Genomic DNA, 14,353 nt, shown 5'->3' with positions numbered 1-14,353 from the left:
ATCAGCCCTGGACCGGGGCACTGCCGTCGGTCGGGGCGTCCCGGTCCCGTGGAGGGTCGCTCGTATCGGCCAGCACCAGCCTGGCCACCACGGCGTCCGCGATCTCCTTCGCCCGCCGCTCGGAGATCCCCCGTTCCCCGGCGGCCTGCAGCACCCGCTCCCGCACCTGGCCCATCTGCTCGCGGGTGAGCGGCGGAATGACGACAGGAGCGGGGGGTCGACGAAAGACCCTGTGTGCGACGGCCCTGGTGCCCTGCACCGCGTCCTCCGCGATCACCTCGCCGAAGCGCTTGGCAACCTGGTCCACCGTCAGCCACACGACCGGCGTCACCAGGACCGCGACCTCACCCCAGCCGAACCCCAGCGGTTCCCGTCGACGGCCCCGTCCGCTCAGCCGCCGTACGGCCGTCCGGTCATCGAATCGGAACAACCCGTCCACGAGCGGAAGTTCGTCCGACGCCACGTCGGCCACCACCTCGCGGACGACATCGCGCACGTGCCTCCCGCCCGACGTAGTCATTCCAGAAGCCATGTCCACCCCCGTGGGCTCGCTGCCTGTCACACCTGTCAAGTTGACGCGTAAATGTCAACTCTGCCATGGAATCTGCGGAATCAGCACTGATTCACGACAGCGCACGCACGTGAGCCCCTCGGAGGCGCTTCGCGCAGGAGGCATTCAGTGGGCCGCCGCCGCCAGCGCCGCCCGCAGGTGTCCGTCCGAGTCGTCCAGGAGGCGGGCCGCCGTCGGGGCGTCGACGCCGGTCAGGATGGTCAGGATCGCGTTCTTCACCTCGCCGTCGGTGGCCGACAGTGCTCGCTCGATCTGCTCGTCGCCGGCGCCGGTGGCGAGGGCGACGATTCGGCGGGAGCGGGCCCGCAGCTTCTCGTTCGAGGCGCGTACGTCGACCATCAGGTTCCCGTACGTCTTGCCCAGACGGATCATCGTGATCGTGGAGAGCATGTTGAGGACGAGTTTCTGGGCCGTGCCCGCCTTGAGGCGTGTGGAGCCGGTGAGCAGCTCGGGCCCGACGACGATCTCGATGCCGTGGTCGGCGGCCGCGGCGAGCGCGCTGTCGGCGTTGCAGGCGAGGCCGATGGTCAAGGCGCCCAGCTCGCGGGCGTGCCGCACGGCGGCGATGGCGTACGGGGTGCGGCCGGAGGCCGAGATGCCGACCACGGTGTCGGCGGCGATGAGGCGGAGGGCGTCGAGGTCGGCGCGGGCGAGTTCCGCGGAGTCCTCGGCGCCCTCGACGGATGTGACCATGGCGGCCGGGCCGCCCGCGATACGGCCCACGACCTGGTCCGGGTCGGTGTTGAAGGTCGGCGGACACTCGGAGGCGTCCAGTACACCGAGACGGCCGGCCGTGCCCGCACCGGCGTAGATCAGCCGCCCGCCCCTCGCCATGCGCTCCGCCATGGCGTCGATGGCGGTGGCGATCTCGGGGAGGCGTTCGGCGACGGCCGCCGGGACGGTGGCGTCCTCGCCGTTCATGAGCCGGGCGATGTCGAGGGTGGCGAGTCGGTCGATGTCGGCGAGATCGGGACGGAAGGCCTCGGTGGTGAGTGATTCCAACTCGGCGCGGAGATCACGAGGGTTGGAGGTGGAGGTCATGGGGCGCGGCTCTTTCGAAGTACGGAACGGTGAGGGTTTGCTACCGGCGTACGAAACGGCGAGGGTTCGCTACCGACGATGCCGATGCGCCAGCGCCTCGTACGACGCTGCCAGGGCCGGCGCCGCCGTCTCGTACGTCCGTTGCGCCACCCCCACGAACAGGCAGTCCACGACGAGGAGTTGGCTGGTCCTGGACGACATCGCGGCCGGCCGCAACTCGCTCTCCCGGGCGGTGGACGTCGTCAGCACATGGTCGGCGTACTGAGTGACCGCGCCGTCCGGCCGTCCGGTGATCGCCACAGTCGTCGCCCCGCGCTCGAACGCGACCCGCAACGGCTCGATGACGTCCCCGGTCGACCCGGAGTGCGTGATCGCGATGGCGACATCGCCGCCGCGCAACTGCACCGCGTTCGTCACGGCGAGGTGCGGATCACTGTGCGCCTGGGCTATCAGCCCGATCCGCAGCAGTTTCTGCACGAGGTCCTGGGCGACGAGCCCGGACGCGCCGACGCCGTACACGTCGATCCGCCGCGCCCCTGCCGCCGCGCTCACCGCCGCCCCCAGCTGCACCGTGTCGAGCCCGGCCGCCGTGTCCGCGAGGGTCTGCTGCTCGTCGTAGGCGAGTTTCGCGACGACGTCGGCGATGGGGTCGTCGACCGCTATGTCGGTGGTGATGGCGGGCGCGCGCCCGGACTGCTGCTGGGCGGCCAGTCCGGCGAGGGCGAGGCGCAGGTCGCGGTATCCGGGGTAGCCGAGCAGCCGGGCCGTCCTGACGACGGTGGCCTCGCTGGTGCCGGTCAGCTCCGCGAGACCGGTGACCGTGAGGGCCGCGCAGCCGGCCGGATCGCCCGCGACGGCCTCGGCGACACGCTGCATGGAGCGGGTCATGGAAGGGCTGAGCGTGCGCACCTTGGCGGCGAGCGCGGCGGGGGCGGGGGGCGCGCCCGAGGGGCGGCCGGGGCCGCCGCCGGGCTTCGCGAAAATTTCCTTCACGTTCTGGGTCACGTATGAAAGATATTTTCGGCTTGGTGCCGGGTCAAGAGTGCGCACAATGGGGGCATGCATCCCATCAGTCCCCTGGAGCAGGCGTTGCACGCGGCACGCGCCCTCGTGCTCGCCGACCTGGCCGCGAGCGAGGTCGCCGCGGCGGACGTCGTGTCCATGGTTGAGGAGTCCGTCGTGCAGCGCCGCTGGTGGGTCGAGCAGTGGCCGGAGGGTGTGGAGTACGTTGCCGGGCTGGTCGCCCAGGACGTCCAGGACGCCCTGCTGGAGGCGTACGGCCGCTGGCCCCTGTGCCCGGTCTGCGGCGGCGGCGACCCGCACGCGCTGGAGGTCGAGCCGGAGCTGGGTCCCGACCCGCACTGGGTGTGTCACAAGGCGGGCGTGAAGGTCGCGGCCGTGGGGGCGCTGGGGCCGGCCATGGGTGGAACGCCGTCGTGACGGTGTACATCGACCCGCCCACCTGGCCGGGCCACGGCCGGATGTGGTCCCACCTGGTCAGCGACCTCTCCTACGAGGAACTGCACACGTTCGCCGACGCACTGGGCGTACCCAGGCGCGCCTTCGAGCGCGACCACTACGACATCCCGTCGCACCGCTACGCGGACGCGGTGCACGCCGGCGCCGTGCAGGTCAGCAGCCGCGAGGTGGTGCGGCTGCTGACGGGGGCGGGGTTGCGGCGGCCTAAGGGGCGGGCGATTCCTCCGATGCCGGGGTGAACCAGTCCTCGATCTCGTGGCGGATGCCGAGCCGCGTCGCAGTGAGGGCGACCTCGCGGAGGGCTGTGCCGGTCGACAGGCCCACCACGGCCAGGGTGACGAGCGAGAGCGGGGGATCGTCCGGGGTCGGCGCAGGCCGCGGGGTGTGGCCGGTGGCCTGCACGGCCTGACGGAGGTCCTCCTCCAACTGGCGTTCCCTCAGCCACGCTTGGGTCGGCGGCGCGACCTCGAATCCGAAATCCCGCAGCGGGCCGGCGGCTTCGGCGCCCACCGCGTGAACCTCGTCCGGGGAGACCGGCCCGAACGAATGGGGGTCGGAGACCCGGCCGAGCAGGGCAAGGGGAGCGTCCTGCTCGGCCCGGGACAGCGCCTCGACGCTAACGCCGCACTTGAAGCCCTGCGCGGCGAAGTGAGCGATCGCCTCGACCAGGGGAATACCGGTCACATCCGCGCGCTCGGCCACGGCGCGGAGGCTCAGCGGACGATTCACATCCAGCTTGGTGCCGAAGCCGACGAGCGCGGTCTGTTCGTGAGAAGGCAGTTGATCCTCGTCGGGAACGGGCGCCACTGTGAAGCCGAGCTCTCGCAGACGCTCCGCGACGGCGGTGACGGGCCAGTGGATGTGGCGCGCGACGACCGCCATGTAGAGCAGCGAGACCTCCTGGTCCACCCAGGCCCACTGTCCGCTCCAGAGCAGGAGGGGATAGTCCTCTTCCGTCGGCTCGGGTCCGGTCGAGGCGTCGGCCGGCACGTCGAAGCCGAGTTCGGTCAGGAAGTCCGCGGTGTGTCGCACGGTCGTGCGCGTGATGTAGGTCGAGGAGACCAGCTGGGCGCGGGAGACGTGCACCGCCGTCTCCGGGGGCGGCGGTGTGGCGTACGGCTTCCACAGATCCCGGAGAATGGCCCGTTCCTGGTCGGTCCAGTGATCCCGGGCCGGGACGTCTTCCGGCACGGTGAAGCCCAGTTCCCGCAGGCGTTGCGCGGCCTGGAGGGTGGAGCAGCGCAGTTGTGCCGCGCTGACGCAGACCTGGGCGGCCGAGAGGGACGAGCCGGGAGCCAGCCAGTCCAACGGATCGCCGATCCGGCGCAGCAGTGGCAGATCGGCGCAGTGTGCCTCGGCACAGCCGGAGAGTGGCTCGACCTGGTATCCCAGGGCGGTGAGCCGCTCGGCGACTTCCGCGGGCGGATGCTCCGACTTCAGGCTCAGGTGGAAGATCTGGGCGGCGCTGACGGGTTGGGCGGGATCACGCCAGCGGAAGAGCAGACCGAGGCGGTTTACGGCGCTCTGCCATCCGCTGTCCGTCCGCCAGTCGGAGAGCACCTTGTCCCAGGACAGCGCGTACATGTAGCCGTCGGCTGCCAGCAGCAACAAGTCCGACGGCCGTGCGCACAACGCGTCGGACCTCTCCGCACCGGGCAGCGACCGCGGATCTCCGGCGCCCGTGCTGTACAGCGTGCGCAGGCGCCAACGCAGAACCGTGGAAGGGAAGTTGTAGAAAAACCCGGCGTGGGAGTAGGCGTAGTCGGCCGGGTAGTGACCGGTCACCAGCGGGAGGAGGTCGGCATCCGGAAGGAAGTGGCCGACCTTGCTGAAGGGCAGGGAGTGATGGCCGAGCGGCCAGTCGAGATCCGCGCGCCGCGCGTGCTCGGCCACCACGTCGGCGAACCGCAGAGTGGACTTGCTGACCGCGCTCAGCCACTCGGGGTTCGGAAGAGCCTGCCCGGGGCGCGTCAGGCTCGGGGCGGCGGCGGTCATGACGGCCAGCACATGGGGCTGGTCGAAGGAGCGCAGCGACTTGCGGTCCACGGTGAGGACTGGCGCGTGGTCACTGTGCAGATTGACGATGATGCCGTAGGGCAGGCGCCTGGCCATGCCCGGACCCTCGGAGTTCGTCAGCAGGCCGTCCGACAGGGCGATCCCCTTGTGGTCGACCCACCAGAGATCCGGTGAGTCCGATGCGTAGCAGGCGGGAGACACGGGGCGGCTCCGCTCCGGCCTCGAAACCCTCATCTCCAGCGCGACAAGGTTCAGTTCACCCGGCACCCACTCGTGTTCCCGCGCCCCGTGCACGGCCGTGGTCCGGTACGGAGCAACCCACAGCAGCCGCTGCAGCGCCTCCACGGACGAAACGCCCCGCCCCTTCCGTGACAGCAGCAGCCGCACCACCGTGCCCGACTCCTGGCCCTGCCCCAGGTCCTCGACCCGGAACAGGTTTCCCGGCCCGGCGATGGTCACCTGGAGCAGCCGTCCGGGCTTTCCGTCCCGGCCCATCCGGCACGTCCGTACGACGATCTCGTCGGCGAGCATGAAGTAGCTCAACACGCCGATGCCGAAACGGGAGTTGGGGTAGAGGCGGAGTTTCGGCTCGGGCAGTTCGCTCCAGGCGACCTGTTCCTCGACGTACTCCGGCAGGTCCACGAAGCGGACGCCGCCCTGGGAGAAGACGCTGCTGAGTTCGGTGATGCTCATGCCGATGCCGTTGTCGCGGCATTCGAGGTACGGGCGGCCGTCGCTGTCGTCCACGCCCTGCACGAACTCGATCCGGCCCTCCTCCCACGCCGTCACCGGCTGCCCCGTCCGCTGCAGGTACCGCGTCCGGCAGTCCCGGTAGCGCAGGGCGTCGAGGGCGTTCTGGTACAGCTCGCGGATGGCCAGCCTGCGGTCGCCGTAGAGCTGTTCGCCCATGAGGAGTTCCTGGACGCGGTCCTCGGCGAGCTGGAAGCGGATGCCGTCGGAGAGCTGGTCCGGGGTGTTGCCGCCGAGGCGGACGAGGCTGCCGTCGGCGTAGGCCGGCAGGGGGCGGAGGGGGAGCAGGGACGGGTTGTCGCCGCGGTTGATGTCCCGCAGCAGCCCGTCGACCCGGCAGGCGTGCTCCCGCAGGGCGATCTGGACCGCCGGGTGGGTGCACAGGGCGTTGAGGGAGCGGCCTGCTCCGGAGTTGCGCCAGTCGGACCGGCGCACGGTGTCCACCAGGGAGCCGAGGTCGACGCTGTCGTAGATGCCGATGTGCTCGACCACGATCTCGGGCAGGTCGATCGGGTCCACGGCCATGGCGCAGGCCGCCTTGACGAGCGCCGAGACCAGGGCGGAGCGCACTTCGTGCTCGTCGCCCGTGCTGGCGGCGATGACGTCGTGGTCGTGGTGCGGCGCGCTGTCGGCCGCCTGGGGCGCGGGAGCCATGGCCCGGCGGGTCGAGAAGGGGGCCGTGCGGTGTTCCTTCAGCAGGCGCATCAGACGGTCGGCGGAAAGCGCGTCGGCCACCCAGGCCGGCTGGTCCGGGTCGTGTGCCACATCGCCGAGGAGCGACTTGAGTGCCTCGGCCGCGTACAGCTCGGGCTGCTGGATCAGCCAGCGGTGAAAGAGCCACCACCGGATGTGTGCCACGGAGTCGTCCGCCGTCTTCTCGCTGTCCAGGGTGCGCAGCCGGCGCTTCAGCCGCGGGAAGCCCCGGGCGAACTTGCGGAAGCGGCTGTGGTCGGGGCCCTGCTCACCCGCGTCGCGGGTGAGCAGGCCGACGCGCTGGGCCGCCTCCTGGGCCCAGAAGGTCTGTTCGACGAGGGGAAGGAGGACGGCGAGCGCGGCCTCGGTCGGGGACAGCGGCTCACCGGCGGCCAGGCGGCCGGTGAGGAAGCCGAGCCTGTCGTGCGTGCGGCGGGCCAGTTCGCTGTCGTGCCAGGGGTCGTCGTGCAGGGCGCGGGCCGCCTCCTCGTACGCCGGGGCCAGCCGGCCCGCGAGCACGACGCAGGCCTGCTGCAGCAGTTGACGGGCGCTGCCGTCCGGGGTGCGCTGCCAGACCGGGTGCTTCTCGACGGCACGGATCCAGGGGTGGGCCTCGGGCTGCCGCTCGGGGCCGGGAAGCAGCGGGAAGTTTCCGCCTCCGGGGGTGGTGTCGGCGCGCACCGTGATGACCTGGACGGCGCCCTCCTTGCCGTAGGCGCGGTGCAGGTCTGTCACCCGCTGCTGGACCCGTTCGAAGAAGTCGTGCAGGTGCAGGGCGTGAGGATCGGCGCAGATCGTGTCCGCCACGGCGCGTGAGAAGAGGCTGAACGACTCTCCGGGCCGGGTCCCCACCTCGCATCCCGGCCGCAGCTCGTCGTTCGGGCGGACGAACCTCGCGCGTTGGGGCGCCGTGCAGGCGTACACGTACGCGACCTTGCGCCGCAGTGCGTCGGCGACCTTGCGCTGGGACCACTGCTTCAGCCCCGGCGGGGCCATGGTGTCGAGGTCGATGCCCTCCCGGCAGGCGTCGACGAGGAACACGACATGAGTCGCGTGGGACTCCTCGAGTTCCCGCTCCCAGCCGATCTCGATGCAGGTCTCGGCGAAGACCTCCACGTCGAAGGTCGCGTCCTCCGGGATCAGGTAGTCGCTGCCCTTGAAGTGCTGGCCGTGTCCGCTGAGCAGGATGAACAGCGTGTCGCCCCGATCGGCGTCACGCAGGAAGGTGCGGATCCGGCTGTTGACGGTGTTCGGAGTGATCCCGCGTTTGCTCTCGACGATCTCGGCGGACTGGAACCCGCGCTCGACCAGGGCGTCGCGCATCCGCTGCAGGTCGTCGGGGACGAACGGCAGGTCCAGGATGCGAGGGTCGTCGTACTCGCTTGCTCCGATGAGCAGAGCCTTGTGCTGAGGTGGCATGCGTGGCGGTCAGACGGGACGGGCCATCTCGGCCCGGATGCTTCCAGGGGCTTTCCCGGTGTGGTCCGTCGTGCCTGTGCTCATGCCGTCCGCCCCTTCGCCTGCTGGTGAGGCCAACTTTAGTTCCGACAAGCGCTGTTGCGCCCATCGAAGCCCAGGTTCGATACGGCCGTGCGATGCCGGTCGCGCGGGGCGGGCTCAGTCGCGCAGTTCGTAGGCGAGCCCCTCCTCGACCTCGCTCACCTTCCTGAACCCCGCGCGGGTGACCACCGCCTGGGACGGGAGGTTGTCCCGTTCGACCGTCGCGAAGAGAGTGCGTACGTCGTCCCGTGCCAGCGCCCACTGAGACAGCGCGCGCAGTGCCTCGGTCGCGTAGCCGTTGCCGCGGCCGCCCTCGACCAGGTCGTAGCCGATCTCCGCGCGCCCCTCCTCGTCGGGGGCGCCATGGAAGCCGATGCCGCCGATCGCCCGTCCGTCCTCGCGCCTCACGAGGGCGAAGACGCCGAACTCCGGCCGGTGCACGCCCCCTTCGTATGCCTTGAGCAGGAAGCCGGAGGCCTCCCGGGTGCCGTCGAAGGGGCCGCCGTCGATCCACTCGAAGCCGCCGTCGCCGCCCGCCACCAGGTCGCGCGCGGCCGCGGGCGTGATGCCCTGGAGGGTGAGGCGATCGGCGGAAAGGACCAGGTTGTTGTTCCAGCGCCACTCGGTGAGCGGGGTGCGGCCGGGCAGTTCGCCGCGGCCGGTGGCCCACAGGAGGGTGCGCCAGTGGTCGGGGCCGGGCTGGACGTGCGGGAAGAGGCGGGTGAGGACGAACTCGGCGAGAGCGGACGGGGGTTCGTACGCGAGACCGAGGCCACCCGCCAGGTCGCGAGTGTGGAGCACGACCTCGGCGATGCCCATCGCGGCGAAGCCCTCGCGGTTCGCGCTGCGGAAGGGGTACGGGTGGAAGGCGCGGGCCTCGCGCGGTGCGGTGCGCACGGCCGCGGCGAGCAGGGCGCCGGTCGTCTCGATCACGTGCAGCAGGCCCGCGTTGTCGGTGCCTTCATCGAGTTTGAGTTCGAAGGGGACGTAGGCGTCCTGGGCGCGTCCGGCCAGGTTGGCGGCGTACGCGATCAGGTCGTCCGCGATGTGGACCGCCGTCTCATGGCAGTTCCACTCCAGGCCGGCCGCCCTCACCTTCGTCCAGTCCCGCTCCACCGCCGGCCGCAGTGCCGCCAGGCAGCCTGCGACGGACTCTGTCACGTAGTCCCCGCCCATGTCTCGCATGTCGTGCAGGGTAGGGGAAACAGGCGTCCGAACGAACCTGGTTTTCGCGGTGGCGGGCCGGTCCGGGGCTGCTCTCAGGGCCGCTTGAAGACCAGCGTCAGCCCGCGGGTTCCCTGCATCTGGCCGGTGCCGATGAGCTGGACGCCGCCGCTCGCGGTGACCTGGAAGGACAGCTGCGCCTCGGCGAGCGGCAGGGTGCCGCCCCGGGCCTCGGCGTCGGCGAACAACTGCTGGAGGGCGTCGACGGTCGCCGCGAGGTTCTTGCGCAGGGGGCCGAGCGGTACGGACCTGAGGACAGGGTCGCCGCTGCCGCTGCCGCTGCCGCCGCCGAAGAGCCCCATCGAGTCGTCGTCGCCGTCCTCGACTGCGGTGACCCAGAACGACAGGCTCGGCTCCGTGAGTTCGTTCGTGTCGGACATGCGCGTGTTCCTCCCCGTGACGGTGTTGGGCCAACCTTAGGGCCTGGCAGGGCAGTTGAGGGGGCGGAACGGCGGGACGTCACTCACTGGGTGAGCAGTTCCAGCTCGGCGCTCAGGTTGTAGCGCGCCGTCGCCTCCCACTCCGTCTGTCCGTACGGCGTCCTGAACAGGTGTGGCAGATCGAGGAGTTGGCGCAGCACCGCGGCGCGTCCCTCGCGGAAGGCGGCTCCGGGCACGAAGTGGTACTCCTCGCGCACGGCGGCCGTGTAGGCGGCGTACGCGGAGGGGGGCGAAGCCAGGATCGCGAGGTCGGCGTCGCAGAGGACCTGGCCGTCGCGGTCGTCGTCGGCGGGGGCGTGGGTGACGGTGAGCCGGACCAGCCGGGCGACCTGTGCCGTCCTGGCCTCGGACACCCCCGCCTCCAGGAGGGCCCGCTCGGCGAGACGGGCCGAGCGCTCCTCGTTCTCCGACCGTTCGGGAAGGTAGACGGCGTCGTGGAACCAGGCCGCCAGGCGTACGACGTCGGGGTCGGCCGCGTACTTCTCCAGTACGTCGATGTGCTCCAGGACCGCTGTGAGGTGGGCGAGCGTGTGGTAGTGCCGCTGCGGTTCCTGCCAGCGGGCCAGGAGGTTGTCGGCGTACGGGGCCGGGTCGGGGCCGGCGCCGGGCGGCCGGGCTCCTTCCAGGGCGCGGTTCCAGCGGGTGCGCAGGGCGTCGAGATCGACCATGCACGCATTCTCCCGTGTCTGCCGCCGGACCCCTGGCGTGATCCCCATGACGACTGCAGACCTGCACGACGTACGCGACCCCGAACTGCCCGGACGACTCCTGACCATGGAACGCGACGCGCTCGTACCGCTGCTGCGGACCCGCCCCGACGCCGACTTCGCCACGTTGACCGGCTCCTGTCCCGGCTGGAGTGTCCGGGACGTGCTCGCGCACTGCTCGTCCGCGCTGATGCGGGTCGTGGAGAGCCGGTTCGAGAAGGGGGTCTTCTCGCCCGAGTCGAACGACCGCGACATCGCCGAGCGCGCCCAGTGGACGAACGCGCAGGTCGTCGACGAGCTGGAGCGCGGCATGACCGAGGCCGGGCCGGTGATCGCCAAGGCGGGCGGGGTGCTGGACATGGTGGCGCTGGGGTGGGGGTCCCCCCACGCCTTTAAAGCAGTGGGGGAGGGTGCACGCGGGTGACGTACGGGACGTCTGGGGCGAGCCGGGGGCCTACGGGGGCGCCGGGCTCCCGGACGCGCTCACCCTCCTCGCGCGGATCACCCGGGAGAAGGGCCGCGTACCGCTGCACGCCGACCTCGACGACGTGGACGAGCCGCTGCTGCTGGGCGAGATGAGCGGCGAGCGGACGCCGGCCCGTTTCATCGGGGACGCCGCCACGCTCGTACGGCTCTGTTCGGGGCGTCCCGTGCCGAAAACCGCGGCGTACGAGCTGGTCGGGGCGGATGTCGGGGAGCTGAACATCTTCGGGTGACGGGGGGGCGATCTCGCGGCCCTCCGCCCTCCCGTCGTACCCTGAGATTGGACTAGACCTGTAGCCGCTCCAGGGAACACCGACGGAAGGGGTCCTATGAGCACGCGTGCAGTCCTGGAGGTGATCGCCCTCGGTGCCGAGGACGCGGTCGCCGCCCAGGCCGGAGGCGCGGACCGCCTAGAGCTGGTCACCGACATGGCGGCCGACGGGCTGACCCCGCCGGTCGAGACCTTCGCCGGGATCCGGGCCGCCGTCGACATCGACCTGCGCGTGATGCTGCGGCTGACGGACGGATTCGCCGCCGGAGACCCCGAGGACGTCGCGCGGCTGGTCCGGGCCGCCCGGGAGATGCGGGCCGCGGGGGCCGAGGAGTTCGTGCTCGGGTTCCTCGACCCCGACGGCCTCGTCGACCTGGACGCCGTGGAGCGGATCGTGGGGGAGCTGGACGGCTGCCGCTGGACCTTCCACCGCGCCATCGACCGGGCCGCGGACCGCGACGCCCTGCGCAAGCAGCTCGACGGACTGCCCGGCCTGGACGCCTACCTCACGGCCGGCTCGGCCACGGGCGTCGACGACGGCCTGCCCACCCTGCTCACCGAGGCGGCCCGGCGCGGAGACCCCGGCTACGAGCCGCGGATCATGGTCGGCGGCGGCCTGCGGCTGGAACACGTACCCCGACTGAAGGCCGCCGGCATCGACGCGTTCCACATCGGCGGTGCGGCACGGCCGGGGGGCTGGGACGGACCGGTTGCGTCGGAGGCGGTGCGTCAGTGGCGTCGCGTACTGGACGAACGCTGAACGTGCCCACCTGACGTGCGGGCCATCACAGCTGCGTCGGCAACGGCGCCGCGTGCGTCACGATCAGGCCGGAGACCGCTCGGGTCAGCGCCACATACAGTCGCCGCAGGCCCGTGCGTTCGTCCGGCTCTCCGTCGACCACGGCCTGTGGCTCGTCCAGGACCACGTAGTCGTACTCCAGGCCCTTGGCGAGCGACGCCGGGACCAGGGTGAGGCGGGTGTCCTGGGTGGTCTCCTCGCCCGGGGCCAGGTAGGTGATGCCGGCCGCCGTCAGCGCCGCCGCCAGGGAAGGAACGCGGGCGTCGGCCACGATCAGCCCCGTCGAGCCCTCGTTGCCCAGCAACTCCTCGCAGGCGGCGACGACTTCGGCGGTGTCGGTGATCGGGCGGAGGTCGAAGAAGCCCGGGTTCTCACGGACCGAGGCGACCGGCGTCAGGCCGGGCGCGATGTGCGGGAGCAGCCGGGAGGCGTACGTGATGACGTCCGTCGGGACGCGGAAACCGGCCGTCAGCTCCTCGATGACACCGTCCGACTTGCCGAGGTGGGCGAGGGCCTCGTCCCAACTCCTCGTCGCCCAGGGCGTGGTGCCCTGCGCCAGGTCACCGAGAACCGTCGCCGAACCGGTGGTGCAGCGGCGGCCGACGGCCCGGTACTGCATGGGGGAGAGGTCCTGCGCCTCGTCCAGGACCACATGGCCGAGGGAGTGCGTGCGCTGCACCAGGTCCGTCGTCTCGTCGATCAACACCGCGTCCGCGGGCGACCACTTGGCGGCCTTGGCGCTGCGCACGGGCTTCGCCCAGAGGATCGTCTTCTGTTCGTCCTCGCTCAACAACCCCTCCGCGTGTACGGCGAGGAAGTCCGCGTCCGTCAGCAGCCGCAGAACCAGTTTCGCCGGGTCGACCGGCGGCCAGACCGCCTTCACCGCCGCCTTGACCGCGCTGTTGCGGGCCACCGCGTCCTGCACCCGGTCGTCCGGTGCCTCGCCCGACCGCTCCATCTGCACCAGCACGGCGTGCGCGATGCGCTGCGGAAGGGCCTCGCGGGCGGCGCCGTAACGGATACCGCGGTCGAGCAACTCGCGGACGATGTCCCCGAGTTCGTGCGCGGGCACCCGCCAGCGGCGTGAGCCGCGCACCACGACGACCGGCTCGGTCGGCAGGGTGACGTGCGAGTGGACGGCCCGCCGCAGCACCTCCGCCATCCTCGCGTCGCCCTTGATGATCGCGGCCGGTGCCTCGTCGGCGCCCCTGACCTCGACATGCGCCACGAGGTCATCCACGGTGGCCTGCTTGACAGCCAACTCGCCCAGGGCGGGCAGAACTTGCTCGATGTAGTGCAGGAAGGACCGGTTCGGGCCGATGACGAGCGTGCCGGTGCGGGCGAGCCGCTCGCGATGGGCGTAGAGGAGATAGGCGACACGGTGCAGGCCGACGGCGGTCTTTCCGGTCCCGGGCCCTCCTTGCACGCACACCGTGCCGCCCAGCCCGCTGCGCACGATCTCGTCCTGCTCGGGCTGGATGGTCGCGACGATGTCCCGCATCGGGCCGACGCGCGGGCGCTCGATCTCCTGCTGGAGCAGCTTGCTCGTGCGGGCCGCCTCCGCCGGGTCGGAGAGATGCTCGTCCTCGTACGCCGTGAGGTCGCCGCCCGTGTACCCGAAGCGGCGGCGCAGCGCGACGTCCAGTGGGTCCTTCTTGGAGGCCCGGTAGAACGGCTGCGAGACCGGTGCCCGCCAGTCGATGACCATCGGGTCGCCGTCGTGGTCGTGCACGTGCCGGCGCCCGATGTACAGCGTTTGATAAGCGTCCTCCGGCCGCGGGCGCTCGTCGTCCGCGCCCTCCGCCCGGTCGGCGCCCGGGGGGTGCAGGTAGTCGAGGCGGCCGAAGAACAGCGGGGTGTCGCTGAGGTCGGCCAGCGCCTTGATGCGCTCGTCGATCTGGCGGGCCAGGACCTCGGCGTTGACCCAGTTCGCGGTGACGTCGCGGATGTCCAGCGACTCGACGTCCTCACGCATGGCGCGCAGGGCGGCCCGCGAGTCGGTGAGGTGGGAGCGTTCGCGGGAGAGCGGGTCGAGGGGGTCGTCGAACGGCTTGGCGTCAGCGGATGGCTTGGGGTCGTCGAGTGGCTTGGAGTCGTCGACGGGCGTGGACACGGGAATGCCTCCGAAGGCCTGCGGTGCGGATGGCGCCGGTGGACGGCGCTGCATGGCGGAAAGCCGTCCGGTTTCCGGCCGGGCGGCGGCGCTCCGTGGAGGGAGGCGGGCAAGAGCGGAGATTCTAGGCCAGACGCCGAGACGGAAGCCAACCGTTTTCCGCCGCCCAGGGGCCCCGGTCCTCAGTCGCCTAGTCCCTCAGTCCCCTAGTCCCCTAGTCCCCTAGGGGATGTCCCCGTCATACCCGGGAGGGACTGCTCTGCCCG

11 protein-coding genes and 1 pseudogene are annotated in these 14,353 nt (G+C 71.4%); 4 read left to right on the top strand and 8 right to left on the bottom strand.

What is annotated here, in order from left to right; translation table 11 throughout:
* Position 1: 1 nt before the first annotated feature.
* From OG870_RS21050 to OG870_RS21040, 3 genes are all read right to left on the bottom strand, one after another.
* On the bottom strand, positions 2 to 496 hold the full coding sequence (locus OG870_RS21050; protein ID WP_327691267.1) for a hypothetical protein: 495 nt from the start codon (positions 494 to 496) through the stop codon (positions 2 to 4).
* A 180-nt stretch (positions 497 to 676) separates the two neighbouring features.
* The gene (gene murQ / locus OG870_RS21045; RefSeq protein WP_266839773.1) at positions 677 to 1,612 is read right to left on the bottom strand and encodes an N-acetylmuramic acid 6-phosphate etherase; all 936 of its coding nucleotides are present in this window, start codon (positions 1,610 to 1,612) and stop codon (positions 677 to 679) included.
* Positions 1,613 to 1,681: 69 nt separating this feature from the next.
* The gene (locus OG870_RS21040) at positions 1,682 to 2,617 is read right to left on the bottom strand and encodes a MurR/RpiR family transcriptional regulator (RefSeq protein WP_266516711.1); all 936 of its coding nucleotides are present in this window, start codon (positions 2,615 to 2,617) and stop codon (positions 1,682 to 1,684) included.
* Positions 2,618 to 2,671: 54 nt separating this feature from the next.
* On the opposite strand from OG870_RS21040, the gene OG870_RS21035 reads away from it, so the two are divergent.
* Both OG870_RS21035 and OG870_RS21030 read left to right on the top strand, forming a co-directional pair.
* Complete coding sequence (locus OG870_RS21035; RefSeq protein WP_266516709.1) at positions 2,672 to 3,052, top strand: hypothetical protein; 381 nt, start codon at positions 2,672 to 2,674, stop codon at positions 3,050 to 3,052.
* Positions 3,049 to 3,330 carry a DUF4031 domain-containing protein gene (locus OG870_RS21030; RefSeq protein ID WP_266516706.1) on the top strand — a complete coding sequence of 94 codons (282 nt, stop codon included), beginning with the start codon at positions 3,049 to 3,051 and terminating at the stop codon, positions 3,328 to 3,330. The genes OG870_RS21035 and OG870_RS21030 overlap by 4 nt, the downstream gene beginning before the upstream one ends.
* Here the strand turns inward: OG870_RS21030 and OG870_RS21025 are convergent.
* The 4 genes from OG870_RS21025 to OG870_RS21010 form a co-directional block, all read right to left on the bottom strand.
* Entirely contained in the window at positions 3,296 to 7,969 is a 4,674-nt protein-coding gene (locus OG870_RS21025; RefSeq protein WP_327691266.1) for an HD domain-containing protein, read from the bottom strand. The genes OG870_RS21030 and OG870_RS21025 overlap by 35 nt on opposite strands.
* 198 nt (positions 7,970 to 8,167) lie before the next feature.
* Positions 8,168 to 9,226, bottom strand: coding sequence for a GNAT family N-acetyltransferase (locus OG870_RS21020; RefSeq protein WP_266520391.1), 1,059 nt, complete (start codon positions 9,224 to 9,226; stop codon positions 8,168 to 8,170).
* An 83-nt stretch (positions 9,227 to 9,309) separates the two neighbouring features.
* On the bottom strand, positions 9,310 to 9,654 hold the full coding sequence (locus OG870_RS21015) for a Pepco domain-containing protein (protein ID WP_266516681.1): 345 nt from the start codon (positions 9,652 to 9,654) through the stop codon (positions 9,310 to 9,312).
* Positions 9,655 to 9,737: 83 nt separating this feature from the next.
* Positions 9,738 to 10,382, bottom strand: coding sequence for an HD domain-containing protein (locus OG870_RS21010; RefSeq protein WP_266924944.1), 645 nt, complete (start codon positions 10,380 to 10,382; stop codon positions 9,738 to 9,740).
* Between the two features lie 46 nt (positions 10,383 to 10,428).
* Here OG870_RS21010 and OG870_RS21005 point away from each other — a divergent pair.
* Positions 10,429 to 11,137: pseudogene (locus OG870_RS21005) on the top strand (maleylpyruvate isomerase family mycothiol-dependent enzyme).
* A 96-nt stretch (positions 11,138 to 11,233) separates the two neighbouring features.
* Positions 11,234 to 11,935, top strand: coding sequence for a copper homeostasis protein CutC (locus tag OG870_RS21000; protein ID WP_266583562.1), 702 nt, complete (start codon positions 11,234 to 11,236; stop codon positions 11,933 to 11,935).
* A 25-nt stretch (positions 11,936 to 11,960) separates the two neighbouring features.
* Here the strand turns inward: OG870_RS21000 and OG870_RS20995 are convergent, their stop codons facing one another.
* The gene (locus tag OG870_RS20995; RefSeq protein ID WP_327691265.1) at positions 11,961 to 14,087 is read right to left on the bottom strand and encodes a HelD family protein; all 2,127 of its coding nucleotides are present in this window, start codon (positions 14,085 to 14,087) and stop codon (positions 11,961 to 11,963) included.
* Positions 14,088 to 14,353: the final 266 nt, after the last annotated feature.

Source organism: Streptomyces sp. NBC_00461, assembly GCF_036013935.1.
Classification (GTDB): Bacteria; Actinomycetota; Actinomycetes; order Streptomycetales; family Streptomycetaceae; genus Streptomyces.
Note: the sequence above shows the minus strand (reverse complement) of the source record. Positions and strands in the feature narration are given on the sequence as shown.